Source organism: Mesorhizobium muleiense (assembly GCF_900099905.1).
GTDB classification, from domain to species: domain Bacteria; phylum Pseudomonadota; class Alphaproteobacteria; order Rhizobiales; family Rhizobiaceae; genus Mesorhizobium; species Mesorhizobium muleiense.
Genome location: NZ_FNEE01000018.1, coordinates 90,363 through 116,581, shown reverse-complemented (window position 1 = coordinate 116,581; position 26,219 = coordinate 90,363). Strand labels below are relative to the sequence as shown.

Genomic DNA, 26,219 nt, shown 5'->3' with positions numbered 1-26,219 from the left:
CGCCCATGACGGAACTTAGCACCATCGGCTTGGATCTGGCCAAGAATGTCTTTTCAAGTACACGGAGCGAACTCTGCCGGAGCGGTCATCTTCCGTAGGAAGCTGCGGCGCGACCGCTGGCTTTCTCTGCCACCCAACCACCGTGCTTGGTGGCAATGGAGGCGTGCCCGGGTGCCCACTAATTGGGGTCGGAGATCGGGAAGCTCGGCCACACCGTGCGGCTGATCGCACCCGCCTATGTGAAGCCTTCGTCAAACGGCAGAAGAACGACGTGTCCGATGCGGAGGCGATCTGCGAGGCGGCGCAGCGCCCGACCATGCTTCTTGGCTGTGAAGAGCGAAGCCAAGCAGGCGTCCGCCGTGATCTTCCGGACCGGTGATATCCTGGTCGGCCAGCGCACTCAACTCATCAACGGGATCCGCGGCCATCTTTCCGAATACGGCCTGATAGCGCCGCAAGGACCTTTCCATGTCGGACGCCTCATCGCCCAATCGAGGATCCCCCATCGGAGTGTGCCGGAAGCTGCTCGCTCCTGCCTTGCCCTCCTCGCCGAGGGGGTGCGCCATCTGCAGAACCAAATCGCCGCGCTGGATACGGAGATCTCTGCCCGCGCCAAAGCCGACGACGCGACTCGGCGTCTGATGAGCGTGCTTGGGATCGGCCCCCCTGATTGCCACCGCCATAGAGGCGCTCGCGCCGCCTAGCGGAGACGTTCCGATCGGGCCGTGACTTTGCTGCCTGGGTCGGATTAACGCCGGGTCAGCGCTCTACGGGCGGCAAGGAACGACTGGGCCGAACATCTCGGATGGCACACTGAGGCGGCGCAGCGAGCGCCGTGGTGCGGTGGGCTAAGCGCAAAGGGGTGCCTAAAGGATCCTGGCTCGGCCGGATGCTTGAGCGCAAAGCGCCGATGTTGGTGATCGTGGCGCTGGCGAACAAGAACACCCGCATAGTCTGGGCGCTGTTGACGAAGGGAGAAGCTATCGGGCTCCGGTCGTGCCCTCTTGAGCGGCACGGGCGCGAGGCCGTTGGCGTCAAAGGACAGGTATGGCGCAAAGTGGGTGAGGCGGGATCAGGAGAACCAGGCGCATGGGGAGCGCTTCGAGCGCGTTCAAGTGATGTGGACCTGATCCTCGAACTCCCAATACGGGCCCGCGGCCATGACGAGCCGTAAGAGAGGCCGAACACATGGCCGCACCCGATCACGCTACGTCCGAGGGGGCGTCCACACATGGCCATTGGCCTTGATCCGCTGTCCGACCGGCGCCCAGCCCCTGAGCGGAGCCATGTTGGTCTTGGTCCAGGTTTCGTCGATGAACACCAGGCGGGCGGGATCGATCCGAATCTAGTACAGAACCCACTGCGCGCGGTGTCGGGGCGATCCTGCTTGACTGCGATCAGCGTCTTTTTTGTGAGGCAGCTTCTCGGCCTGCACAAACTCCCACACCGAGCGGTAATCGACCTTCAGGCCGCGCTCGCCGAGTTCGGCCACAAGCCCGCGCAAGGTGGAGTCCTTCTCTCGGCAGCGCTCGACAAGCCAGTCGCGCCACGCCCCCGATATCGCTCGGGCTTGTAGCCACCCACTTGGCGGGCGCCACGCTCCCGGTCTTCCCACCCGCTTCAGCCACTCGATCGCTGCACTTGACGCCGAATCAAGCAGCCGCGCGCCGCGAAAGCCCTTCAACCTTGACCGCACGAACAACCCCGTTCGCCCAGGTCCATCGAGTATCCAACATCCATGCTGGCCTTCTGCCCAGCATCAAGGTTGAATTAGATCATTGCTGATTTGGAAATCCCACGACTCCCATAAACCTCATCTCGCTCTAGAATCCGCTCACCACGCAGCCGGTTCGCCTCGCGCCAGGTCTTTCCTACGATCCGGTCATGGGTCTCGACAGTCTCGATCACTAGGAAGGAAGCGGTCATACCAGCAGTGGAAAGTGGCGCGCGGGATGCCGAGCCGTTGCGTGCGGCGTCGACAGGTGGGATCGCTCGACGATCCGGATGATCTCGAGCTCTCCGAGGGGGCATATGTCATTTGTCGTCGCCCCATCAGCGATTATGCTTTTGAGCACCACAGTTCCAGCGCCTGTTCGGCAACGACCTCTTTCAGATCGCGCGTCTCGAAGAACCTTGACCTTGTCGTGGTGGCGGCACGCACAGTTATCACCCGCCAGCCGCTTCTTGCCGGCTTCGAGCAACTCCTTCGACCAGTTGTGATACAGGCTATCGGCGATCCACTTCGCGGCGGCAAAGTGCTGCGATCGAGTCCTCGCCACGCAGGCCATCAGGGAGGATGCGAATCTCCCCGCCGGCCATGCTTCCGGGTGACCCTGACCTTCTCCGCAGAAGGCTTCGTCACTACCATGGCCCAGAAGACCTCCTCTCTCAATTAGCCCAATTCTGTCTCATTGGTGCTAACGGCGGACATGAACCTCGATGGATTCAATCAGTTGCCGGCCGATCGACAGCACCGGGTTGAGTGACGTCATCGGCTCCTGGAGATTTGGCGATGCGATGCCGCTAATGCGCTGCATCTGGGGCTCGCTGAGTGTGGCAAGGTCGGTCTCCCCAAGCCGAATGGTGCCCGACGAGATCCAGCCGGCCGGCTACGGCAAGAGCTGCATGATCGCCAGCGCCGTCATCGATTTGCCGGAGCCGGATTCGCCGGCAATGCAAAGCGTCTCGCCGCGCGCGAGCGAGAACGACAGCTCTGATACCACCGGCCGCTCGCCATCTTCGCCGCGCACGCTGACGGTCAGGCCGGAGACTTCCAGCACCGCTCCGGCCGTCCTCGAAGCGGCCGGGGCAAAAACCCCGGTCCGCTTTTTGCCTGCGCCTTTGCTCATTCGAAGACGCAGCGCGGAAAGTAGAACGACACCACCCAGTTCGGCATGTCGACGATCTCGCTGATCCGGAGATCGCCGCAGACGGATACCAGCATGTAGGCCTCGACCGGGTCCATTCCGTAGCGGCCGGCAAGCAGGTCGATCATCTGCGAGACCGCTTCCCTGGCGCCGGTCATCAGGTCCGGTCCGATGCCGGTCGTCACCTCATAGCCCTTGGCGTCGATATGGCGCGTCACCGGACCCGGCGTGGTGAAGCGCGGTGTCTTCAGCCGCGCATCCTTGACCAGGTCGAGCTTGAGCACGACATCCATCGGGCTTTCGATCGCCGTGCCGCACACTTCGCCGTCGCCCTGCGCGGCATGCGTGTCGCCAACCGAAAACAGCGCACCGGCCACCTCCACCGGCAGATAGAGTGTGGTACCGGCCGCGAGATCGCGGATGTCGAGATTGCCACCGACGCGCCTTGGCGGCACCACCGAGTGGAGGCCCATTTCAGCCGGCGCGTTGCCGATGGTGCCGGCAAAGGGTTTTAGCGGCACCCGCGCATGCTTGCCGAACAGCGCCGGCTCGAGCGAGGCGGCGTCGTATGTCCAAATGTTCAGCGCCGGCTCCGGAAAATCGTCGGCGAGCAGCCCGAACCCCGGAATGTTCGCCGTCCAGCCGAAGCCGGACGGCTTGAACGCCTCAATTGTGATCTTCAGCGCGTCGCCCGGCTCAGCCCCGTCGACATAGATGGGCCCGGTGACGGGGTTCACCTTGGCGAAGTCGAGCAAAGCGACGTCGTCCACAGTGCTGTCCAGCGTCAACTGGCCTCCGGACGAGTCCAGGCACTGAAACTCGATCGTCGAACCGGGCGCCACCCGCTCAGTCGGGACAAAGGAATTGTCCCAGCCGAAATGGTGATGGCGCCCGTGGATGGTGTAGTCGCAGTTATTGCACATCGGTCACATACACATTGTCATAGTTGATCGGGATATGGACAGGGTCGACATAGAGATTGTCGGCGCCGCCCATCCGGGCCGATTTCATAGTGAAGGGCTGCTAGTTGAAGGCCCGGCGCCCAAGGTGCGTCGGCCATGATCTTGTCGTAGGTCGCCCTCCACATCTTGTCTCGCTTGCCAGCCTTCGCGGGTCGACCACCGAGTCGGCCTCGGCCGCCTGGCGTCGAGATCCTTGTTGCACCATGACCAGTTCCACCACCCCGCACCGCACCGGCGCAGCCGGGGATCGGGCCGTAGAAGTTGGACGGATCCCGCGTGCCTCGCACAGCGCTTCCGTCTTCATCCAGCGCAATGGCAAATTCCATACCGTCACTTTCACGCTTAACTGATGAACGAAGATAGCAGGTATCGAAAAGGCGTAACGCGCCCGAGGTCCATCGCCCACTCAATCCACCACCTGCCCGTCCAGCGGCAAGTCGCTTACGCTATTTTTCTCTCTCAGCTGGTTTTGGCCCGGAGGACCGGCGAGGGTGACCGGCGCCGCACTCCTCATGGTGATTGCCCCTTGCGATTTCCCTGCCAGGCGTGACCTACTCGGGATGCACTCGTCCTGCGCCCTGGCCGGCCTTTCGCGTCGGGCGCGGAGAGAGGGATCATACACTCGCTAATCGGCGATTATGTGCTTATCCACCGAGAAAAACGTGGATTTTCTGCGGTGGTAGGCATCAATTAGCACAAGGCGGCCCAGTGACGCTGGTACACTCACAAGTGAGCGGTTCGCACCGCGCAATATCTAGCCGACCTGACACGACCAGTTTTGCTGAGGAAATGGAATGATCACTGCACACCTCATTTCGGTTGGTGGTATCACGACCTCGTATTGTGAGAACGGAGCCGGTGTGCCGATTGTATTTCTACACGGTGCCGGCTTCGGCGCGGAGGGAAAGGCTTCCTTTGTTCTGCAGCTGAACGGCCTATCCGATCATTTCAGGGTGATCGCCGTTGATCAGCTCCACTTTGGTGGAACGGATTATCCCGCTGATCACAGATACATAAACCGGCTCGGTCGCGTGGATCACGTGATTGGCTTCATCGAAGCGCTGGGGTTAAAGCAGATTACGTTAGCTGGCAATTCAGAAGGATCATTCGTCGCCACGCGGGTCGCGATCGTGCGTCCTGATCTTGTTTCCAAGCTCGTACTGCTGACGGCGAACTCCGTGTCCCCAGCGTTTGGAGACGACCGTGACGAGGCCTGGATCCAAGCCAGCCGGCAGAGTTATGATTATTCGGGTCCGATGCCAAGCGAAGAGGAATACATCAACGGATGGTGGAAAGGCACCCGCGCCTCTGGGCAGGATGTGGAAGGCGCAAAGCGAGAGGCTTATCGGCGGGCTGCGGCGCGCGGACAATACCAGATGTTTCAGAACTTGCCCGAAGAAGAGACCAATGAGCGCCTCTATGTTGCGCTACAGCACAGATACATCTTCCCGTACCTTGATCGGCTTCAGGCCCAGACATTGATTATCTGGTCGAAGAACGACCCGACCGTGACGCCGGAACAAGGGCTGAAGCTGGCAAAGCTGATCAGGAATTCGGATTTCCACCTGCTGAACAATGCAGGGCATGCCGTGCACATCGATCAGAGCGAGGCAGTGAACAGACTCATCCGTCAATGGCACGGGTAGGTGAGAGGGCGAATTGAACTCTCGAAGGCCAACATTTGCGGACGCGCACGGTTCTCCGGGGTACGACCCTTACCGAGGCAGCCGCCATGTGCTTGGAAATCCGATGAGGCTGAGCTCAATGTTACTTGTCGGCGGCGCTCACCCCTGACCGCCTGAATGACTATCGGTTATGATGCTCCACGTTCGCAGTCGAGTTCGGGCGTGCAAAATAGCCATTCTCTTGCTCCCCTCAAGTGGGCATGCCGATGACCTTGCTGCATTCCTGAAGATGGGCAAACCCAATCGAAGTTAAATTGGGACGTACGAAGGAGCCTCAGCTCAGCCGTGTGGATCACCGCCCGTTCACCGTGACGCGATCATAGCGCCGATCGCCAGATCTGCTATGCCGAATGGTAAATCCATGTTTGGCGAGAAATCTCCGCTCCTCAACCGAAACGGAGCCGGATGATGGTCAAACTCGCATCTTTGCTGCCGCATGCAACACGGCCGCTGACTGGCTCAGTACTCATCCAGCAGATAAGCACGTAGATCAACCGCGCTACTAACCAAGAAATGGGACCGGAATTACGACGCGAAGTTTATGTTGCTGCCGCAAATGGTGGCAAGTGAAGTGCTTCCGATCATAAAGGACATTAATTCGAGCTGCGGACGGTCTGGTCTGGCACGACGGCATCCAAGTCAGCGCCGCGGACCGTGTGGCATCGATCGGCCGCTGGGGCCAGCTGCATTCCGGCGGGCAGTGAACATGGTGCGCGCCAGCGACGGGTCGAAGAAGGACGACCGAGGCCTTCCACAGCGATATCCCTTGGGACTTTTCGCCCTGCCTTGCTCATCACGCGAAAAGGGCACACTTGTCACGAGAAAGAGAGGCAAGATAGCTAGGTCGATAATGTCATGCGGGACAACATTGCCGACCAGCAGACTGCATTTACGGCTTGCGAGCAGCCCGGTTAGACGGGACCGACGCACGCGTGCGACTTCGAGCGCTCGCAAGATGACATGGCCGTTCAGATCCTGAACCGTCGCGGTTGGGCGTCTTCGCAGGAGCAAGTCATAAACAGCTTATCCAGAAAGACTTTCAGAAGCTCCGTTGCCAGGGCGGGGCGCTTTCGTCGGGACCGCGCAGTGATAGTGGAACTCAGGAGGAAACCACAGCCGCACCGAAGCAGCACTTCGATAAATCTGAAGGTTGTCGGCAACACTGCCTCGACGTATGCGCTACCGCGCTCTGAGTTATCTCAAAACGAGATGGCGACGATACGCAAACTGAATTTGACCCAGGCGCGGCGCGACCGAGCATAGGAGTAATGAATGCTCCTCTCGGTATTCATCCAGCAAACAAGCGCGGATCAACAGCGCGATTGGCAAGGGGAATAAACATGACGATATCTCGACGCGAATTGATCAAAACGGGTTTGTTAACAGGAATGGCTTTGTCTATTCCTTCTGTCCTGCGGGCGCAGACGACACCAGCCGGCGCGCGAACTGTGCGCATGGTCAAGGCGAATGACCTGCGCATCTTCGATCCAATTTTTACGGCGACCAGTGTCACGGCCGACCACGGCTTGGCAATTTACGATACTCTGTTCGGGGTGGACTCGAAATTCATGCCGCAGCCGCAAATGGTCGGCAAGTGGGGCGTGTCCGAAGACAGAAAGACCTACACGTTCGAACTGCGGGACGGCCTAGCTTGGCACGACGACACTCCCGTCACCGCGGGGGACTGTGTGGCTTCGATTCGTCGCTGGGGCCAGGTGGCTCCAGGCGGACAGTTGATCATGGAGCGCGCAAGCGACATCTCAAAGAAAGACGACAAGACATTCCTGATCACCCTGAAGGAACCGCTCGGCATTCTGATCGATCTCCTGGCAGATCTGACACCCCCATGCCTGTTCATCATGCGCGAGAAAGATGCCAGTCGCCCAGCAACTGAGCAGGTCGCTACGAATGTCGGGTCGGGGCCGTTCAGGTTCAATGAAGCTCTTGTCAAGTCGGGCGCGAGCTACACCTACGATCGCAATGAAAATATGTTCCTCGCCAGGAGCCGGCGGACGGATTGGCTGGCGGTAAGATCGTCAAAGTCGATAGTATAATCTGGGATAATATCTCCGACCCGCAGACAGCCTTCGCGGCCTTGCAAGCAGGTGAGATCGACTACGTTGAGCAGCCGCCCAACGACCTTGTCTCGGTGATCGAGAGTGATCCCAACCTTGTGGTCGATGTGCTGGACAAAACCGGCAAGAGCATGTTGCTGCGCCTGAATTTTCTCCAAAAGCCGTTCGACAATGTGAAGGCGCGGCAGGCGATGCTTCACCTGATCGATCAGGAGGCGTTCATGAACGTCCTGGCGCCGAAGTATGGCCGCTCGGTCACTTCGATATTTGGTGGCGATACGCTCTATTCCAACGATGAGAATACGGGCTGGGACAAGAAGGGCGGCGATCCAGAAAAGGCCAAACAGCTCTTCAAGGAGGCCGGTTATGCGGGCGAAAAGATCGTGGTTTTGCAGGCCACGGATTGGGCGCCCAGCAACGATGGTTCGCAGTTGCTTGCTGCGGCCCTGCGCAACATCGGGATCAATGTCGAGCTTGCGCCCAGCGACTGGGGTGGCCTCTCCACGCGCCGCGCGAAAAAGGATTCCGTCGAGAATGGCGGCTGGAGCATGTTCATTACGTCTGAGGCGGATTTCTCCCTCGCCAATCCGTTAGCTACCCCGCTTCTCCTCGCGAACGGAGAGAGCGCCTGGTATGGCTGGCCGAAGAATGATGAATATGAAGCGCTGCGGGCCAAGTGGGCATCTGTAGCAACGCTTGAGGAGCGGAAGGCCTTGGCTCGCCAGATGCAAGGTCTCTGGTGGACTTCGTGGGCGATGTGAGGTTGGGGCACTATGTCTCGCCGATGGCGCGCCGTAAGACGCTCACGGGCCTCATCGGCATGCCGCAGGTCGTTCCGATATGGAACATGCAGAAGGCCTGAGCACTGTGGCTGCTTACGTCCTTCGCAGGTTGGTTTCGACCATCGCCGTCATGGCGATGGTCGGGATTTCGTGTTCCTGCTTCTCAGATTGGCGCCCGGCGATCCGGCGGCGATGATTGCAGGCAGGTCGGCGACAGCGGAGATGATCGTCGGCATCCGCGAGAAGCTGGGCCTGAACGATCCTATGCCGGTTCAGTTCATACGTTGGGTGCGCGACATGCTGCGCGGCGATTTCGGCACCTCGATCTTTGCCGGACGGCCGGTTCTCGAACTCATCGCGCAGCGGCTTGAGCCGACCGTCTCTCTGTCTAGCTTGACCATGCTTGTTTCAGTCATGATCGGCGTGTCCTTTGGCACTTTGGCTGCCTGGCGCGCCAGCGGTCCAATAGACCGTGTTCTCACCGCATTCTCAGCGCTCGGGTTTTCAGTTCCGGTCTTTGTTGTTGGCTATTTTCTCGTCTACTTCTTTGCCATGCAGGCGCACTGGGTGCCGGTTCAGGGATACAAGCCCATTGGCCAAGGCCTTGGAGCCTGGATTGAGCACCTGATCCTGCCAACGGTAGCTTTGAGTGTTGCCTACATTGCATTTATCGCCCGGATCACGCGGGCGAGCATGCTTGAGGTCCTGTCGGAAGATTATATGCGAACGGCCGCCGCCAAAGGCGCTTCGTCCTATGCCATGCTTTTCCACCATGCCTTGAAGAATGCGGGTGTCCAGATCCTGACGGTGATCGGCATAAGCTTCGCTTATCTGATCGGCGGAGTCGTGCTTACGGAAACGGTGTTCAACATACCCGGTATCGGTCGTCTGGTCGTGGATGCAATCAACAATCGCGACTATCCGGTATTCAGAGTGTGCTCATCCTGACTTCGGGTCTGTACGTCCTTATCAACCTCACGGTCGATCTGGCGTACACCTTGATCGATCCCCGTATCCGGTACTGATATGACCCTCCTCTCCGCACCAGTTGAAGCCGTGCCGATGGGTCGGCTGCAGTTATCCGATGTTCCCCGTCTGGCAAGGCGGCACCCGCTTGTGATGATCGGCGGCGGTCTCCTGATGCTCCTGATCGTCCTGGCGCTGGCTGCCCCGATTTACGCCGGCGATCCGGTGAACATGGATCCGTTCAAGCGCCTCCAGCCGCCTTCCGCCGAGATGTGGTTCGGGAGCGACAATCTGGGCCGCGACGTGTTTGCCCGAACGATCTTTGGCGCTCGCATCTCCCTTATGGTCGGATTGTTGTCGGCGGCGTGCGCGGCTCTTGTCGGTCTTCTGATCGGAGTCGTCGCCGGCTACAGCCGCAGCTTCGACAACGTCGTCATGCGGATCATGGATGGCCTGATGTCGATTCCGACGATACTGCTGGCGATTGCCCTTATTTCGCTGACAGGCCCCGGCATCGGGATCCTCATCGTCGCGATCGCAATTCCCGAGACGCCAGCCGTCGCGCGGCTGGTTCGTTCGGTGGTTCTGGGTGTTCGCGAGCGTCCGTATGTCGAGGCCGCGCTCTGTGGCGGGGCCCGTCTGCCGAAGGTGCTGTGGCGGCATATCCTGCCGAGCACTGTTCCGGCGCTGATGGTCCAGGGCGCTACTGTCTGCGCCAGCGCGATCCTGACGGAGGCCGGGCTGAGTTTCCTCGGCGTGGGCGTGCCACCCGAGATTCCGAGCTGGGGCAACATGATCGCCAGTTCCCGCCTCTACCTCGCCATCGCGCCCATGACGATTTTTGCCCCCGGTATCTGCCTTGCCGTCACGGTCCTTGCCGTTAATCTGCTCGGGGACGGCCTGCGCGACCTGTTCGATCCTCGCGCGAAGCGGAGGCGCTGACATGCAGATGCATCAAACGGCAGGCAACGACGTGCTTCTCGACGTTCGAGACCTTGAGACGCACTTTTACGGCGAAGAAAGCGTCACCCGCGCCCTCGGCGGCGTCAGCTTCCAGGTGATGAAAGGCGAAACGCTCGGCGTCGTCGGCGAATCCGGGTGCGGAAAGAGCGTCACCGCTCTCTCCATCCTTCGGCTCCTGCCTAAACTGACCGCCAGGACCGTCCGCGGCGAGGTGCGCTTTCGCGGGCGCAACCTGCTTGACTGTCCGACCGCGAGATGCGACAGATCCGTGGCGACCAGATCGCCATGATCTTCCAGGACCCGATGACCAGCCTGAATCCGGTCTATACGGTTGGCCGCCAGATCGCAGAGGCGGTGCAGATCCACACAAAAGCGTCCCGATCGGTCGCGATGGCAAAAGCCGAGGAGATGCTGCGTCTCGTCCGCATCGCCGACCCCGAGCGTCGCGTCAACAACTATCCGCATGAAATGTCGGGCGGCATGCGCCAGCTCGCCATGATCGCTATGGCTCTTGCCTGCTCACCGGAACTGTTGATTGCCGACGAGCCGACGACAGCGCTTGACGTCACCATCCAGGCGCAGATCCTGCGGCTCATCGTCGATCTGAAAGAGCGCACGGGAACGGCCGTGATGTTCATCACGCATGATCTGGGCGTTGTCGCCGAGACATGCCAACGGGTGATCGTGATGTATGCTGGCCGGATCGTAGAACAAGCGAACGTCATCGATTTGTTTGCGCGACCGGCGCATCCCTACACTCAGGGCCTCATGCGATCGGTGCCTGACCGGCGGCGCGGCCGACAGCGCCGCCTTCCGGAAATTCCCGGCATTGTTCCAAGCCTGCGCGAGCCCATTGTCGGCTGCAGCTTTGCGCCTCGCTGCCCGGTCGCGATCGACATTTGCCGCGACAAGACGCCCGCCCTGCGTGATGTCGGGTCAAGCCACGCCGCAGCTTGTTGGCGCGCCGAAGAGGTGATGGGCGCATGAACGGTCCTCTGCTGAAAGTCGAGAATCTGACCAAGCACTATCCGCTTGGCTCGGGAATCTTCAAGAAAAGCATTCCGGTGATCCGGGCGGTGGAGGATGTATCCTTTTGCGTCGAGGCGGGCGAGACGCTCTGCATCGTCGGTGAATCCGGCTGCGGCAAGTCCACCGTGGCGCGGCTCCTGATGCGGCTCGTCGAGCCCACGGGCGGGCGCGTGCTGATCGACGGGACCGACATTGCAAGCCTCAAGAAGGATGCCCTTCACGCATGGCGCCGTCGGATGCAGATGGTCTTTCAGGATCCTTACTCGTCGTTGAACCGGCGCCTGACCGCCGGACAGATCATCACCGAACCAGTCGAGAATTTTGAGCGCCTCAGCAGGAAGCAGCGCCAGGCCCTCGCTGCAGACCTTCTGCGAAAAGTCGGAATGTCACCTGAGATGATGCACAGGCTGCCATCCGAATTGTCGGGCGGTCAGCGGCAGCGGCTCGGCATTGCACGCGCTCTGGCGCTCAACCCTTCGCTGATTATTGCCGACGAAGCGGTGTCAGCCCTTGATGTGTCCGTGCAGGCTCAGATCCTGAATCTGCTTCTGGAACTCCAGCAGCAGATGGGCATCGCCTTCGTCTTCATCTCACATGACCTTGGGGTCGTGGAGCATATCGCGCATCGCGTTGCCGTCATGTATTTGGGGCGGATCGTAGAGCTTGCCCCGAGCGAGGCGCTCTTTGCGAAACCGGTCCATCCCTACACCGAGGCGCTGGTCGCGGCGGCTCCGGTGCCGGATCCCACCCGAGCTCGGCTAGAGGTACCCGTAGAGGGCGAGGTGCCGAGCCCCATCAACCCTCCGAGCGGGTGCGCGTTTCATCCGCGCTGCCCACTGGCCATCGAGCGGTGCCACATCGAGGTACCGCCTTTGGTGCCAATGGCAGACGGGCGCGTTGTGGCCTGCCATGTGCGCGCTCCGGCCATGGGCATGCCGGCGCCCGCGGTGGCTAATTCTTCGCTCACTCCCGTCGCATAGCCACTCGACTTGGCACCGCCGACACGAACACGGAACATCATGCCAAGTACGGCAGGACGAAGCGAGACGAGGAGAAATCTATGAGCAACGAGAACGCTGGTCATCCGGTCGACGGGGCACCCGGCTATGATGTGATCGGGTCGATTTCAACGAACGTGGCGGACGGCTTCACGATGGTGGCAGTCGGCGACCTCATCGTATCACGAGCAGTGACCAAATCTCAGGATTCTGGCTTCGGCGAGGTCGTCAGGATCCTTCGCGATGCTGACACCACTTTTGGCAACCTGGAGGTCAATGCCTTCGATATCCGATCGTTCAATGGACACCCGCAGGCTGAATACGGCGGTGCGTATCACCTCAGCTTGCCAGAGGTTGGCCAAGATTTGAAGGCGATGGGATTCAACATCCTCGGCCGCGCAAACAACCATTCATTTGACTGGGGCGTTGAAGGCATGCGCGAGACCAGCCGAGTGCTAGATCAAAACGGGATTATCCATGCAGGGGTGGGAGAGAATCTCGCACAAGCCGGCGCCGCGCGCTTCTTCGAGACCACACGTGGCCGTGTGGCGTTGCTATCATGTGCTTCAACATTCAAACCGATGGCCCGCGCGGGCGATCCTGCTGGTGAGGCCCCAGGACGACCAGGACTGAACGCCCTTCGTTTAGCGCAAGCCATCGTGGTTTCGCCCGAAATGCTCCAAAATGTGAGGCTAATAAGTTCTGCCTTGCCTAGCGACATCCCCTTCCGGGAAGATCCGGTTACGGTCGTGCTCGCCGGAACAACATACAAGGCTGGCGACAAGGTCGGATACAGTTTCGAACCAGACTCACGCGATGTTGCCGACATTCTACGAAATGTCCGGCGGGGCAAGCAGTTCTCCGATTTTTGCATCGTCGCGAACCACTGTCACGAGCCTGGTAACTGGAGCGACGAGCCGCCGGATTACGAACGATCCTTTGCTCATGGGCTGATCGATGCCGGGGCCGACGCATACATTGGCCATGGACCTCATCAATTGAGAGGCATCGAGATATTTAAGGGCCGCCCGATCTTTTATAGCCTCGGAAATTTTTTCCAGGATGACTTGGGTACCCCTGCGGGTGCCGAAATGTTCGGCGACTACGCCAAGGACCCTCGGGTACACACGGATGCCGAGGTCAAGATCGCGGAAATGGCCAGTTATTCAGACCCGGTCTTTTGGGAAAGCATCGCGGCGCGGAGCCGATTCAAGCAGAACCAGCTTGCCGAATTGCGGCTATATCCGATTGAACTCGGTCGGTTGAGGAGATTTGCCGATCGCGGGGTCCCACGTTTAGTCAATCAGGAGCAAGCGAAGACCATTCTGGAGCGTCTACAGAAGCTCTCCGAGCCGTTTGGGACCGAGATTGCCATCGAGAACGATGTTGGTGTGATAAGGCTGAGGCTTGGAGCATCATAATAACTTATCTCTAGGCCCCAATTACAGCCCGCGAGGCACTTTGGATTTTGCTTGCGATGTGCGGGCAACCCACCTCCACGATTGAACGCGTGGCGCAATGCACGCAAATGCCAAAGCTGACCGGAATTGGCGACCATAATCTCGTACTTCGAATTCAAGGAAATCTCCGCAATGAGCGAAGCACCACACCTTACGTTTGATCTCGAAAAGCCCGGCATGAGCAACGGACATCTTGTTGTCCCAGAAGGCGCCGATTGCGAAGCTCTTTCACTTCCGGTCGTCAGTCTCAACAAAGGCGAGGGACCACGGCTCCTGATCACTGCCGGATGTCACGGCGATGAATTGGAAGGGCCGATTGTTGCGCGACGACTTCTCGAGTGGCTTCCCGAAGCGCAAGTTTGTGGAAGAGTTGTAATCGCGCCGATGCTCAATCCACCAGCCGTAAAGGCATGCAGCCGCAATACGCCGATCGATGGTTTAAATCTCAATCGAGTTTTTCCGGGCCGCAGCGACGGATCAGTAACCGAACGGATCGCGGATGCGGTTGCGCGTGTGTTATTGCCATGGACCGACACTGTCTTCGATCTGCACAGCTTTGGACTAAACTGGGATTTCTCCCCGTCGAGCACGACGCACCCAATTGCTGATCCCGTTCTGATGGCCAAGACGCTCCAAATGGCAGAAGCGTTCAAGCTGCCCATGACGTTGGTTTGGGAACATCCAGGTTCGCCGGGAATGTTTGATACTTTGGCCCAAAACCAGGGCAAGGTGTTCGTTTGCGCTGAATTCGGCGGCGGCACGGTCAGCTTCGACGCGATCGCGCTCTACGAAGCTGGATTGCGCAACGCACTCATCGCGCTCGGACTCGTCGAGGGAAAGCCCGAGTATCCGACCTTCCGCCAACAGAAGGTTACGCAGACATTCGAAACGCGGCGCTCATCCGACGAGCTAAAATCGCCTGCACGCGGCATCTTTGAACCTCGCTGCTCGGTATTGGACCAAGTGAAGCACGGAGATATTATTGGCGCCTTGTATCCGATGGATTCGCTGACTGCCGATGTCATTGCTATCCGCGCGCTTGGGACATCCATCGTGTATGCCATTCGATCCGGCGCTTATGTCGAGATGAACGAAGCAGTGGCGCTCGTTGCACGACCGGTAAATCAGTGACGGTCATCAGGCGCTTCGAGCTTGCAGAGAAGACGGAACGGTCGGGCCGCCAGGTTGCCGCTCAAGGTCTGGACCGCACCACCAGCCGCGCTACGGCAGGCTTGTGAGGATGCAGCCTTCACCATCGGCACGCCCCCGGACTTGGGCGCCGGTCCAGTCCTCCAGCTCCTCGGTGGCGACGGCCTCGGCAGAGGTGTGGTTCGAGGCCTCCATCGCTGCAGCGAACAGCTTCATAGCTTCATCGCCCGCGCTTCGCCTGTCATCGCGTCGATCACGTCGACCGTGTTCCCGGCGAAGTCGATGTAGATCTTCTCCGTCGGCATCTCGCCAGCTCCCTCATCCAGAAACGGCTTCTATCGCTGGTCTGCTGACCAGACCCGCCTATGGTCCCGCAAGAATGCTGCCCATCATCGAGCGAAATGCGCGCCCATCCTCCTCCGAAATCGCTGCCCGCCACCACGGAACACGCAGCATGCATCGAGCCCGACCTGCTCGACAAGGAGATCGAAGGACATTCATTTTTGCCGGCGGGTTCTGACGAACATCCAACTCCAACCATGTGCCTGCGAACTCTCGCAAACATGTATAATGGAGTCGATATCACCATCAGCCTAGCGTCCTCCAAATTGCGTATTTCAGGCGATCGTGTGCACGGATTTCTCGGGATCGTGAGCAACGATTTCAGACGATCGTGAGCAGCGATTTCAGGTGATCGTGAGCACCTTTTTGGAGGTGTGGGACGCTTCGGCCGACAACTCAGCCAGTCTACAGGATGCCTCGTTTCAAAACGAGGAAGCCGGATGCCAACCCCCTGATTGTCGATGCGCCGGAAGAGAAGCTTTACATATAAGTCACGCGCTATCGCGCACACGCTCGGGTGAGCAATGGCGTTGTGCATGGTTATCTGCGGCGGACCCGTCTCCCCGGGATGAGCTGGCCACTGCCCGGGGATGGGATGACGAAGGCCTTGAGCTGCTGCTCTTCCCAGGCCCGCAAAGCCCCGGGCGGCCGGTGCCCGATAGTGTCCTGAAGGTTCTGCAAAAAGCTCTGGAGAGAGAACAGCCCTTACTCTGAGGCGAGGGGCGGCCATGGCACGCTGGTGACGTTGCGATCACCGATTCCCGTGGAAGGGTAAGTGCCATGACCAAGCGCGACGTTAGACTGAACAGAGGCGAGTTGAAAGCGTTGCTGTTGTCGGATGAGGACGGCTTTCGCAGAGTTTTGCAGACTGTCGTGCAGGAGGCTTTGGAAGCCGAGATGACGAGGCGATCGGGGCCGAGAAAGGCGAGCGGACGACGGAGCGGGTTGGTTACCGGTCCGGCTATTACGAACGCAAGCTTGTGACGCGGGTTAGCGTGCTGGAGCTTCGGGCTCCGCAAGATCGGGCCGGCCGGTTCTCGAGGGAGTTGTTTGAGCGTTATCAGCGCTCGGAGAAGGCACTGGTATCGGCGCTGGTCGAGATGTACGTGCAAGGCGTGTCGACGCGCAAGGTGAAGGCGATCACCGAGGAGCTGTGCGGCCATTCCTTCTCGGCCTCGACGGTAAGCTAGGCGACGGCGCGGCTGGATGAAGCCCTGAAGGCGTTCTTTGAGCAGCGGCTTGCCGAACCTTACCCGTACCTCATTCTGGATGCGCGCTATGAGCGGGCGCGCGAAGCCGGCGTGATCGCCAGCCAGGCGGTGCTGGTGGCGATCGGGGTCGACTGGGAGGGCCGGCGCCAGGTGCTCGGTGTCGAACTGGCCAACCGGGAAAGCCATTCGAGCTGGCGCGCGTTCGTGGCAGGGCTCAAGCAGCGCGGACTTGCCGGCGTCGAGTTTGTCGTCTCCGACGACCATCCGGGGCTCAGGGCAGCGATCCGGGAAGTCCTGCCCGAGGCAGTCTGGCAGCGCTGTTACGTGCACTTCCTCAGAAACGCGCTCGATTATGTGCCGCGCAAGGTCGATGACGACTGCCTGATGGAGCTCAGATGGTTCTATGACCGGCGCGACCTAGCCGAGGTCAAGCGCGACCTGGCGCAGTGGATCGCCAAATGGCAGGCCAAATACCCGAAGCTGGTGGATTGGGTGGAGAACAACATCGAGGAGACGCTGAGCTTCTATCGGCTGCCGCTGCCGCATCACAAGCACATGAAGTCGACGAACATGCTGGAGCGGCTGAACCAGGAGATCAAGCGGCGCACCCTGGTCGTTCGCATCTTCCCCAACCCGCAGAGCTGTTTGCGGCTGGTTCGGGCATTGGCGGTGGAGATCCACGAGAACTGGCTCGAGGCGACCCGCTACCTCAACACGGATCATCTGCGCGAGCACAAGAAGGAGAACCTGAGGGCACTGGCCGCCTGAGACGCGGCCGCCATGTCCGCCGCTCCGCTAAACACGGGGGCTGCGCGGCGGACACGCCAACGTCACCGCTGAATGCCACGCCATTTTTGCTGATGGGGTGGATGCCAGCCTTCTCCGACGGCATCGCAATGTGCCAAAGTTTGTGGTGTTAGCGCCACGCAAAGGAGAGGCAGGCATCGATGGAAAAGGTTACCATCATTGGGGTCGATCTGGCAAAGAACGTCTTTCAGCTGCACGGGGCGGCAGCTGATGGATCGGTTGTGTTCCGCAAGAAGCTGTCGCGCCTGCAGTTTTGCAAGTTCATGGCGAGTCAACCGGCATGTGTCGTGGCGATGGAAGCGTGCGGCAGCTCGCACTACTGGGCCCGTCAGATGGCTCGGCTTGGCCATGAGCCAAGACTGATTGCCCCGGCCTATGTCAAACCGTTCGTCAAGCGGCAGAAGAACGACGTCGCAGATGCGGAGGCGATCGTCGAAGCAGCGCAACGACCGACAATGCGCTTTGTCGAACCGAAGACCAAGGAGCAGCAGTCCCGGGCTATCGTGTTTCGCACCAGAGAGCAGTTCGTGAATCAGCGAACCGAATTGGTGAATGCGCTGCGCGCGCACCTCTATGAGTTCGGTTATGTTGCTCCGCAAGGCATCGGCCACCTGCCACGTCTGGCAGAGATCGTCGAGGACGAGAGCGCAGACCTGCCGGATCTGGTCCGCGACATCTGCAGCGCTCTCCTTGACCAAATCGACCAGTTGAGCAGCCGGCTCGCGGCATTGAAGAAGACGATGGACACGCTGTCCAAGCAAGCTGCAACATCTCGGCGGTTGCAAACCATGCCCGGTGTCGGCCCTATCGCTGCCCTTGCCATTGAAACCTTTGCGCCGCCGATGGAGGCTTTCAAGTGCGGTCGCGATTTCGCCGCCTGGCTCGGGCTGGTCCCTCGGCAGAAGTCGAGCGGCGGCAAGCAACGATTAGGGAAGATATCGAAGATGGGCCAGCGAGATATTCGGCGGTTGCTCATCATCGGCGCCATGGCTGTGGTTCGATGGGCGTCTCGGAGGCGCGCGCCCGACGGTTCCTGGCTTGCCCGCTTGATGTTGAAGAAACCGCGCATGCTGGTGGCAATCGCGCTGGCCAACAAGATGGCGCGTGGCATCTGGGCCATGCTGACGAAACAGGAGGACTACCGGAATCCGGCGACGTTGCCTGCGTGATTTGCAACAACGCACCTGAGACCGGGACGTCGGAGATGTGAGGAAGGCGTGAACTGCATGGGCAAATGATCGATCAGATCGGGGTCAGGAAAACCAGAGTCAAGTTGAGAGCCCACGCAAGCTCGCTTTGCTGATTTGGACCTGATCCGCGCATCACCATACCGGCCCGCGGCACATGGAACGGCCGCAAAACCGCACTCGATCACACGTCCAATGCTTCAGGTTCTTCCTTGCAAAATGGCTGGCATCCACACAAGAACTTGACGCACAAAACTCGGTGCCCGATTGGAGCTATGTGGAGAGGAAGTTGCGCCGCCGCAGCGTAATGGGTGCTGCTACAGGGTTTGGCTACACTTGTACGACCCTCGAGGCTTGGTAAGGCCCGCGCGCCCGACGATGCGCCAGACGCACTTGGGCGGCGAGAAGATTTTAGTCGATTTCGCCGGCGACACCAGCGACATCTTCGAACCCGTCACCGGCGAAGCGCGTCCCATGAAGCTGTTCGTCGCAGCGCTAGGCGCGTCTAATTATATCTACGCCGAGGCGTGCCCGAGCGAGAGCCTGCCCGACTGGATCGGCCTTCATATCAACCTGATCCGGTTTCTAGATGGCGTGCCGAAGTTCGTGGTCTGCGTATCTCAAGGCCGCCGTCACCAACCCCGCCGCTACGCCCCAGGTCTCACCGGAGCAATGCGGAGATGGCGAGCCATTACAGCACCGCAGTTCTCGCAACCAGGCCGAGACTCCCCAAACATAAGGCAAAGTCGAGGTCGCCGTGCAAATTGCCCAGCGCTGGGTCTTGGCGCGGCTGCGCAACCAGCGCTTCTTTTCCCTGGCCGGGCTGGACGCCGCCATCCGCTGCTCGTCCCCGAACTCAACCCCCGCCGGATGCGCGGCTTCGGCTCCAGCCGCGCCGAACTCTTGGCCGGGAGATCGACAGGCCGAAGCTGGGAGAACTGCCGGATCAGCCATACGTGTTTGCGCGCTGGAAGCATTGCCGCGTCGCCCGACTGTCACGCGAAGGTCGAGGGCCACTGGTATTCCACGCCCTACTGCCTCATCCGCGAGCTCGGCGTATCGCCGACAAGACCGTCGAGATCTTCCACATGGGGCAGCGGATCGCCAGCCAACGCCCGAGCGCTCAACCGGCGCCGCCATACGGCCCTTACCAATCACATGCCGAGCGCGCATCGCCGCTAACAGCGAGTGGACGCCGGGGACTGATCGCGGCCGGCGAAAGATCGGTCCTGCCACCGCCGCCGTCTTCCATGCCGTCATCGCTGACCGGCTGCATCCCGAACAGGGCTTTCGCACCTGTCTCGGCATCCTGGCGCTGACCAAAAGCTACGGCAACAAGCGCGTTGATGCAGCCTGCCAAGCAGCATCCTTATCCAGGCGCGCTCCGTCGCCTCGATCCGCTCGATCCTCAAGAACGGCCTGAACGCGCTTTCCTCGACGAGACGCCCGACCACCAATCCCTGCGCGCCACGGCAACCATCCGCGGTCAGGGCTATTTCCACTGAACCATGGAGTTCTCAATGCTCGCCCATCCCACTCATGAACGGCTGATCGCACTCGGCTTGACGGGCAAAAGCCTTCGAGAGCAGCGACGATCACCGGATCTCGATGCCCTGTCGTTCGAGGAGCGAATCGGGCTTCGTGTCGATCGCGAAGCCGCCGAGCGCGACACCAAAAAGATCAAGACGGGTCACAAATTCCCCGCGCTGCGCCAGAGCGCATGCCTAAAAGATGTCGATTTGCGCATGCCGCGCGGTATCGACCGCGCCGTCTTCGCCAGACTCGACGGCGGCGACTGGATGGACAGCTACGAGAACTTGTCGTTCACGGGCGCAACCGGCCCGGAAGGGTTGGCTTGCCTGCGCCCTTGGCCACAAAGCCTGCCGCGACAATGATCAGTACTCTATCATCGCGTCCCGCGTCTCTTCGAGGCGCTCGCGCTGGCGGGCGGCGACGGAGGCTATGGCCGCGTGCTCGAGACGCTCGGGCGCGTTCAACTCCTCATCATTGACGGCTGGAGCCTGATGGCGCTCGGCCGAGCGCAGCGACCTCTTGATCCTCGATGATCGCCACGGCCGCGCATCCACAATCGTCAAAAGCCAAAATCCCTGTAACACTGGCACCACATTATCGGCGATCCCACGCTCGGTGATGCGATCCTAGATCGCTTAGTTCAAAACGCTCATCGCCTTCAACTCACCGTAGAAAGCATGCGAAAACAAGCCCCGCGCCCATGCTCTTGACGCAGCCGCAAACACCTGAATCAATGAACAGGTCGGTCGAAGCGGCCGCTCATCCGTTTCAGACAGCCGGGCACCGAAGGTACCGCAGAGCAGAAAATAAATTCACAGAACCTTTGCAAACGCAAATGGCTGACAATGGTACCGTCAGTGCAAGACCTCAGTTCAGGCAAGAAAGAAGCCGATTCTATCTGAAAAACCGGTTCACCTTCATTTGAAAGAGAGAACAGCCCATGGCACAAAGAGCGCTAATCCTGGTTGAGGGCCATACACGTATTGGCTTTCTATACGTGAAAGCAGCCCGGAGCCTTGGTCTTCATCCAATTACACTGTCGGCTAGCCCAGCTCAGTACGACTATCTCGCGGCGGAAGGGAGTGAGGCAATCCGCGTCGACACAGACGATCTCGATGCGCTGATCCAGGAATGTTCGCGGCTAGGTGCGAGCTATGACATTGCTGGCGTTACCGGCTTTGCGGGTGACGATGAGTCGATCTATGCAACAGTAGGTAAGCTTTGCCAGAGCTTCAATTTACCGGGACCGAATCCTGCGTCCGTTGAACGGTGCTGCAACAAATTCATCCAACGTCAGATCCTCGCGCAGGCCGGCATTCCAATCCCTGATTATCGCTTGGCAGCCAATTCGGTGGAGATTGAAAGCGCTGCCGTGGACATCGGGTTGCCGGTGGTTCTCAAACCAATCTTAGGCAGCGGCAGCATTGGAGTCCGTTTGTGCCACAGCGTCGACGACTTGGCCGGACATGCGAAATATCTGTTGCGCGCGAACCAACACCTGCGGAGGTCCTCGCCGAGGACACTGGTCGAAGAATTCGCGGACGGTCCACACTATGCGGTTGACCTAATGGGCGATGAAGTCATTGGGATTGCTGCTGGGAAATTTGGCCCCCCGCCGCATTTCGTCTTTCATGAGTACACGCATCCGGCCCCGCTGAATGATGAGGTCTATAAACGTATCGCCGATGTTTCGCTGAGCTGTTTGAGAGCACTCGACCTTGGCTGGGGGCCAACCAACATTGAATTCCGGCTGACAAAGCGTGGCCCAGTCGTGATCGAAGTCAATCCTCGTCTTGCGGGCGGCCCCAATCCCCGCCTGGTTCAACTGGCTTACGGTGTCGATTTAGTAACCGAGCACATCAAGCTTGTCATCGGCGAGGACTGGGATTTGCACAAAAGGTGTTCCCATGCTGCGGGCGCACGATTCCTGGTTCCTGATCGCGATGGCACCCTCGATTGGATCACTGGCGACCGTCATGCGGTTGCTGTGCCGGGTGTTGCCGAGGTCGAGTTGTATGTTAAACCCAAGACGCTGATCGCCTTAAAAGGCGACTACCGTGATCGCGTAGGGCATGTCATTGCCGTTTCACCCGCTCTTGCTCAGACCCAGGAAATACTCGAGCGCGCCGTCAACATGATTAGTTTTTCGATCTCACCGTTTCCGGCAATTGGGTGAACAAGGGCAATCAGCGGCCCCAACCTTGTCCGCACCGGCGGAGGGGGCAACCGCCGAGAAGTGACCGTAGTAGGATATTTGTGCACTCGATAACTGGCGGAGTGGGCAGGTCCAGATAGATGTGAGACGGGTGACTTGATAAACGTTCAGAGCGTCCGAAGCTGAAGTTGCTAAGATCAAACTTCAGGAGAACCTTTGACTTAATGTGGTGGACAGCCTCCGCTCCCGGCACCGCAGTGTGCCAAAGGTGGCTGTCGAAAGCCACATGGGGAGAGCCGTCCGTCCATGTAGAGGATCACCACAAGCGGCTGGATAAGGGAGCCGAACCTGCCATACCTGGTGCGCCTGGGTTCTGCCATTGGACCCTGCTTCCCTTTAGTCTTCTTGGAACGCCACCCGGGTCGAGGTTCGCAACGAGGGCTTCGTCCGCAACAAGGCGAGCTACATCGCGCTCAGTATCTTGCCCAACGGCGGCAACGAGCGTTGCGAACCAGTTGAAAAACCGAGCTGTTGCCGACGCCGTGGTTGCGGCCAAAAAGGCTTTCCAGTAACGATGACCGCCGTGTTCCCGCTTGTGCAGACCTGCATTGTGCACCTCATCCGCCATTATTGGAGTTCGTGTCATGGAAGGACCGCAACCTGTCGTGCCGGCGTGCGGGCGAAATACCGGGCCAAGGCCGCCGAAGCCGGCCTGGCCGCGCTCGATGCCTTCGAAGCCTGCGTATTCCGATGAAGCCGGCCACCGATTCCGATTTGAAGCCGGCCATTTTTCGGACTGATCCTGGGTCTCGTTGATGTTTGGGTTGGGTTTTGTTTCGGGTCAAGCTTCGGTGTTTTCTGGTACGATTGGCGGGCGCTGTTTTCGCATGCTTTCACCGGTGAGATCGATGCGATAGGCGTTGTGAACGAGGCGATCCAGGATGGCGTCGGCGAAAGGTTCGTCAGCCAACGACAGTGACAAGCCTCACGCATACGATTCCTGACAGTCCCCCAGCTCGCGCGAGGGGCTTCAAAACCGTCGAGCTAGACCATCGGCCACCAGTCCGCTTTTCGCGGGCGGTCTAGCCGACTGGCACACCCCGTTCCTTTACCAGCCTCACTGCCTCAAGCTGACTTCGCGGCTGAACTTCCTTCTGCATTTCCACTCTCCAGTTCCGCTATCACTACGGGCTGCTTCGGCGGTATACCGATATATGGCGCTCGGATCGTTCGCTGAACGCACCTCTCGCCCAATCTCCCCACCGCTCCCCTAGCTCCAGCCCCACGCATTCGGCCATGGTATCCAGTTCCTGGTGATAAACGTAACGAACGCGTTGCGGCAAACGTCTAACCGACGTATCGGAAAACCAGAGAAGAGTTGAAACCAAATTCTGGTTTAGTGGATCATGGACAGCCACATTGAGGATCGTATTCTCATGATCCACTAGCCGCGCCTTTGCAGTTTGTTGGCCGCCGACGAGAGGATCTAAGCCTGGGACCCCCAATTCTATCACCAAAACCCCCTCATGATCTAGCGCCTCCGCGGCAGATCGGAGGCAAGCTATTTGCGCTTCGCGCGTGGAGAGCAGGGTGAACGTGAAATAAACGCAATACACCGCATCATAGCGCTGCTCTGATCTAAAATGGGCGATATCCCCCTCCCAAGCCGTGATTAGATCGGTGCGCTTGGCGAGAAGTTTCAACATGCTGCACGAATTGTCGATACCTTCGACTTTGACCCCGCGCTCGCTCAACGGCACCGCCACTCGCCCGTCGCCTATACCCAGTTCAAGAGCACTGCCCCCGCTGCAATATCCCTCTAGAAAGGCGACCGTGTCGTTCACCTCTGCGATTTTGCCTTGCAGATTGGTGTATTCTTCATAGATCGGAGCGTAAATTTCGCCATAAGTTAACTCATCAGACACGTTCGATTCTCCTGACGCTAGTTTTAGCCATTTCTTGACTTTTCTCATATCGTGACGGTTCGAAAACTGATTTGTGTTGCCCATTACCGAATACGCGTAGTTTCCAGCTGACCCGCGACGTGCTTCGCGCAAGCACAGGAGCTTGGCGGATGTCTATCAGTTGCCGAGGTGCGCCCGTGGTCGCCAACTGAGCAAAAAGCGTCGCTATAGAATTGAGCGCGCATATTGAGTAGCCCCGAACTTTCTCCGTCAAGAGCATGCCCAACCCTCTCGATAATGTCTCCTGCATAGAGCCTGTTCCTTCGTGTGGGCAACTCTCAAGCGAAATCGTCGATGCGGACATCGAACGGCTTCGTTGCTGGGCGAACGCACCAAATGCAGAAGCAAGAGGCGTGCCAACTCGAGATAGGTGTTAGTCCTATGTCCGCTTTTCGCCTCCAATTCGGCGAGTTTGCTTTATCACAATCTTGTCGGACCTCCACTATTGAAAGAGCGAAAGGGGTTCGAAGGTTTCGCGTCTCTAATCGTCACGTCACTGCCACCAGCTCGCGTTTGCGATCAGGCCTCACAGTTTTCGGCGAATGACGTCCTGCAGCATCTCCTCGTCCAAGGAGAGATCGGCCACCAGGTGCGTGCCCTGTGCTTGAGGACCTGGGGAAGCCGCCTGGTTCAACCCGGCAACTTGACAATCGTCGGAGATTTTGAGCGTCTCCCCCTTTTCCTTTCGCGGCTCTTAGGAGGTTATCCGACACCATCAGGCACGGGTAGCCGCGAGGCTTGGCGATGATGTCGAGTTCCCGGACGACACACCCGAGATCGAGTTGTCGGCGACCGTGGCCAGACACTCCCCGCTGAAATCGCCGATCACGGAAGAAACTGGCGATGATGAGCGAAACGGCCACGATCGCTGGCTTCGGCAATGATGGCCAACGTGATGACCGGTCCGATGCCTGGGAGGCCCGCCATCAAACCTGTAGTTTGGCAACCTCGAGGATGTCTGAGCTCCTCGACCAAGAGGATAGCATGGAGCGCTGCATGACTTTAGGATGAACCGATGCCGCGCGCTGTGAATCAGATTGCCAAAAAGAATACCATCAACGATCAGACCTTCGAGTTTGGCACGGGGGGCGACCGTCGCGTTTAAGGACCCTGATGTTGTGCTGAACGGTCTTTGGTTGAAGACTTCAGTGTTCGGAACCTGACACACGGAGGCTCAAGTTTTCCGCCGTTGCTGGCGCCAAACACATTGTTTACCCTCTTGCTTCCGTGGCACGGAAATTGCGTGCGGCACGGGTAAGATCAGTCTTGCCATAGTGGTCTCGAGGCTGGCGGGCCAGGGGTAAATGAAACTTGCTCGAACAATCCATGCGATGGACCTTGCACTCTGGAGTCCGGTGCCGACGATTGAAGATTTGCGGTGCTGGGTGCCGCTGTCATCCCGCCAGCAGCGGGTTTGGCTCCCTTCACGTCTGATGGGCGGCAGCGAGGGCTGTTACAACCGGATGAGGCTCAGGTTTCGCAGCTATCTGGACGAGGCGGCCCTACAGTCGGCCTTGGGCGGCTTGGTGGCGCGTCCTGAGGTCATGCCCACCGCCTTCGGAGTGGAGGACGGCCACCAGTTTCAGCTGTTCGGGCTAGTGGACGCCGGCCGGCCGCTGAAACGAGACGATCGGACGCCGGCAGCGGATGTGGAGACGACAGCCACTGCTCTGATGCGCCATGAAGCGCGCGCGGCGTTCGAGATGGAAGCCGGGCCGCTGATCCCTGGACGGCTGGTATGCCTGGCCTGGGACGATCATGTGGTGTTGATCATGCACCACATGATCTGGGACGCTCGATCACAACGCCTCGCGGCACGCGAGCTCTACGCCACGGCCCGGGAGGGCCGCGCGGAACGGCTAAACGCGATTGCCGGTGCAGTGTACGGACCACGCGGCCTGTCAGCGCCGTGGGAGCTTTGTTCATCGTGCGCCTGCCTGGCCGCTGGACCTCTTCCCGAGTTTCGGAACTGTGTTGGCGCAGCATGTCAACAATACCGCGATTTCCGCGACGGCCCCCGCCTGGCGGTACCGCGACGCGCGTAGGTAGACCATCTGGCCCTATCGATCAGCCAACTAAATTCG

Annotated in this window: 13 protein-coding genes and 12 pseudogenes; 16 read left to right on the top strand and 9 right to left on the bottom strand. The window is 59.5% G+C overall.

Going from position 1 to position 26,219, the window contains the following annotated elements; all coding sequences use genetic code 11:
* Nucleotides 1–5: 5 nt before the first annotated feature.
* Nucleotides 6–1,008: pseudogene (locus BLT09_RS25065) on the top strand (IS110 family RNA-guided transposase).
* 232 nt (nt 1,009–1,240) lie between these two features.
* On the opposite strand, the pseudogene BLT09_RS35895 reads toward BLT09_RS25065, so the two are convergent.
* The 5 genes and pseudogenes from BLT09_RS35895 to BLT09_RS25040 form a co-directional block, all read right to left on the bottom strand.
* Nucleotides 1,241–1,740: pseudogene (locus BLT09_RS35895) on the bottom strand (transposase); the annotation flags it as partial.
* A 175-nt stretch (nt 1,741–1,915) separates the two neighbouring features.
* Nucleotides 1,916–2,349: pseudogene (locus tag BLT09_RS35125) on the bottom strand (IS3 family transposase); the annotation flags it as partial.
* 80 nt (nt 2,350–2,429) lie between these two features.
* Nucleotides 2,430–2,849: pseudogene (locus BLT09_RS35890) on the bottom strand (ATP-binding cassette domain-containing protein); the annotation flags it as partial.
* Entirely contained in the window at nt 2,846–3,790 is a 945-nt protein-coding gene (locus tag BLT09_RS25045) for an acetamidase/formamidase family protein (RefSeq protein ID WP_091597989.1), read from the bottom strand. The pseudogene BLT09_RS35890 and the gene BLT09_RS25045, both read right to left, overlap by 4 nt.
* Nucleotides 3,780–4,101: pseudogene (locus BLT09_RS25040) on the bottom strand (ABC transporter substrate-binding protein); the annotation flags it as partial. The gene BLT09_RS25045 and the pseudogene BLT09_RS25040, both read right to left, overlap by 11 nt.
* Nucleotides 4,102–4,623: 522 nt before the next feature.
* Between BLT09_RS25040 and BLT09_RS25035 the strand changes: the two are divergent.
* The 8 genes and pseudogenes from BLT09_RS25035 to BLT09_RS25000 all read left to right on the top strand — a co-directional run bounded on the left by BLT09_RS25035 (nt 4,624) and on the right by BLT09_RS25000 (nt 14,918).
* Complete coding sequence (locus BLT09_RS25035) at nt 4,624–5,475, top strand: alpha/beta fold hydrolase (protein ID WP_091597986.1); 852 nt, start codon at nt 4,624–4,626, stop codon at nt 5,473–5,475.
* A gap of 1,379 nt (nt 5,476–6,854) precedes the next feature.
* Nucleotides 6,855–8,451, top strand: a pseudogene (locus BLT09_RS25030) (ABC transporter substrate-binding protein).
* 5 nt (nt 8,452–8,456) lie between these two features.
* Nucleotides 8,457–9,396 (top strand): annotated as a pseudogene (locus BLT09_RS25025) (ABC transporter permease).
* 1 nt (nt 9,397) lies between these two features.
* The gene (locus BLT09_RS25020) at nt 9,398–10,279 is read left to right on the top strand and encodes an ABC transporter permease (protein ID WP_091597984.1); all 882 of its coding nucleotides are present in this window, start codon (nt 9,398–9,400) and stop codon (nt 10,277–10,279) included.
* Nucleotide 10,280: 1 nt separating this feature from the next.
* A pseudogene (locus tag BLT09_RS25015) lies at nt 10,281–11,287 on the top strand (ABC transporter ATP-binding protein).
* Complete coding sequence (locus tag BLT09_RS25010; RefSeq protein ID WP_091597981.1) at nt 11,284–12,309, top strand: ABC transporter ATP-binding protein; 1,026 nt, start codon at nt 11,284–11,286, stop codon at nt 12,307–12,309. Before BLT09_RS25015 ends, BLT09_RS25010 begins: the two are co-directional and overlap by 4 nt.
* 80 nt (nt 12,310–12,389) lie before the next feature.
* A complete protein-coding gene (locus BLT09_RS25005; protein WP_091597978.1) occupies nt 12,390–13,748 on the top strand; it encodes a CapA family protein in 1,359 nt (452 codons plus the stop codon).
* A gap of 171 nt (nt 13,749–13,919) precedes the next feature.
* A complete protein-coding gene (locus BLT09_RS25000; protein WP_091597975.1) occupies nt 13,920–14,918 on the top strand; it encodes a succinylglutamate desuccinylase/aspartoacylase family protein in 999 nt (332 codons plus the stop codon).
* 90 nt (nt 14,919–15,008) lie between these two features.
* On the opposite strand, the gene BLT09_RS34440 is transcribed toward BLT09_RS25000, so the two are convergent.
* Entirely contained in the window at nt 15,009–15,152 is a 144-nt protein-coding gene (locus BLT09_RS34440) for a hypothetical protein (RefSeq protein ID WP_164891740.1), read from the bottom strand.
* A gap of 906 nt (nt 15,153–16,058) precedes the next feature.
* Between BLT09_RS34440 and BLT09_RS24995 the strand changes: the two are divergent.
* The 6 genes and pseudogenes from BLT09_RS24995 to BLT09_RS24970 all read left to right on the top strand — a co-directional run bounded on the left by BLT09_RS24995 (nt 16,059) and on the right by BLT09_RS24970 (nt 22,925).
* A pseudogene (locus tag BLT09_RS24995) lies at nt 16,059–17,257 on the top strand (IS256 family transposase).
* A gap of 179 nt (nt 17,258–17,436) precedes the next feature.
* A complete protein-coding gene (locus BLT09_RS24990) occupies nt 17,437–18,465 on the top strand; it encodes an IS110 family RNA-guided transposase (protein WP_091597972.1) in 1,029 nt (342 codons plus the stop codon).
* 268 nt (nt 18,466–18,733) lie between these two features.
* Nucleotides 18,734–19,988 (top strand): annotated as a pseudogene (locus BLT09_RS35120) (Mu transposase domain-containing protein); the annotation flags it as partial.
* 15 nt (nt 19,989–20,003) lie between these two features.
* Nucleotides 20,004–20,726: pseudogene (locus BLT09_RS24980) on the top strand (ATP-binding protein).
* 230 nt (nt 20,727–20,956) lie between these two features.
* The gene (locus BLT09_RS24975; RefSeq protein ID WP_091597969.1) at nt 20,957–22,192 is read left to right on the top strand and encodes an ATP-grasp domain-containing protein; all 1,236 of its coding nucleotides are present in this window, start codon (nt 20,957–20,959) and stop codon (nt 22,190–22,192) included.
* 553 nt (nt 22,193–22,745) lie between these two features.
* A complete protein-coding gene (locus BLT09_RS24970; RefSeq protein ID WP_091597966.1) occupies nt 22,746–22,925 on the top strand; it encodes a transposase in 180 nt (59 codons plus the stop codon).
* Nucleotides 22,926–23,012: 87 nt separating this feature from the next.
* Here BLT09_RS24970 and BLT09_RS24965 read toward each other — a convergent pair.
* The 3 genes and pseudogenes from BLT09_RS24965 to BLT09_RS33880 all read right to left on the bottom strand — a co-directional run.
* Nucleotides 23,013–23,141, bottom strand: a pseudogene (locus tag BLT09_RS24965) (ATP-binding protein); the annotation flags it as partial.
* 214 nt (nt 23,142–23,355) lie between these two features.
* Entirely contained in the window at nt 23,356–24,096 is a 741-nt protein-coding gene (locus BLT09_RS24960; RefSeq protein WP_091598030.1) for a class I SAM-dependent methyltransferase, read from the bottom strand.
* 864 nt (nt 24,097–24,960) lie between these two features.
* Complete coding sequence (locus tag BLT09_RS33880; protein ID WP_206629987.1) at nt 24,961–25,062, bottom strand: transposase; 102 nt, start codon at nt 25,060–25,062, stop codon at nt 24,961–24,963.
* A gap of 377 nt (nt 25,063–25,439) precedes the next feature.
* Between BLT09_RS33880 and BLT09_RS24955 the strand changes: the two genes are divergently transcribed.
* A complete protein-coding gene (locus BLT09_RS24955) occupies nt 25,440–26,180 on the top strand; it encodes a condensation domain-containing protein (protein WP_091597964.1) in 741 nt (246 codons plus the stop codon).
* Nucleotides 26,181–26,219: the final 39 nt, after the last annotated feature.

Coding starts and splice junctions, on each gene's coding strand:
- BLT09_RS25020 (WP_091597984.1), top strand. CDS start 9,398: ATGACCCTCCTCTCCGCACCAGTTGAAGCCGTGCCGATGGGTCGGCTG.
- BLT09_RS24970 (WP_091597966.1), top strand. CDS start 22,746: ATGACCGCCGTGTTCCCGCTTGTGCAGACCTGCATTGTGCACCTCATC.
- BLT09_RS24955 (WP_091597964.1), top strand. CDS start 25,440: ATGAAACTTGCTCGAACAATCCATGCGATGGACCTTGCACTCTGGAGT.
- BLT09_RS25005 (WP_091597978.1), top strand. CDS start 12,390: ATGAGCAACGAGAACGCTGGTCATCCGGTCGACGGGGCACCCGGCTAT.
- BLT09_RS34440 (WP_164891740.1), bottom strand. CDS start 15,152: ATGAAGCTGTTCGCTGCAGCGATGGAGGCCTCGAACCACACCTCTGCC.
- BLT09_RS24975 (WP_091597969.1), top strand. CDS start 20,957: ATGGCACAAAGAGCGCTAATCCTGGTTGAGGGCCATACACGTATTGGC.
- BLT09_RS33880 (WP_206629987.1), bottom strand. CDS start 25,062: ATGGCGGGCCTCCCAGGCATCGGACCGGTCATCACGTTGGCCATCATT.
- BLT09_RS24990 (WP_091597972.1), top strand. CDS start 17,437: ATGGAAAAGGTTACCATCATTGGGGTCGATCTGGCAAAGAACGTCTTT.
- BLT09_RS25000 (WP_091597975.1), top strand. CDS start 13,920: ATGAGCGAAGCACCACACCTTACGTTTGATCTCGAAAAGCCCGGCATG.
- BLT09_RS25035 (WP_091597986.1), top strand. CDS start 4,624: ATGATCACTGCACACCTCATTTCGGTTGGTGGTATCACGACCTCGTAT.
- BLT09_RS25010 (WP_091597981.1), top strand. CDS start 11,284: ATGAACGGTCCTCTGCTGAAAGTCGAGAATCTGACCAAGCACTATCCG.
- BLT09_RS25045 (WP_091597989.1), bottom strand. CDS start 3,790: ATGTGCAATAACTGCGACTACACCATCCACGGGCGCCATCACCATTTC.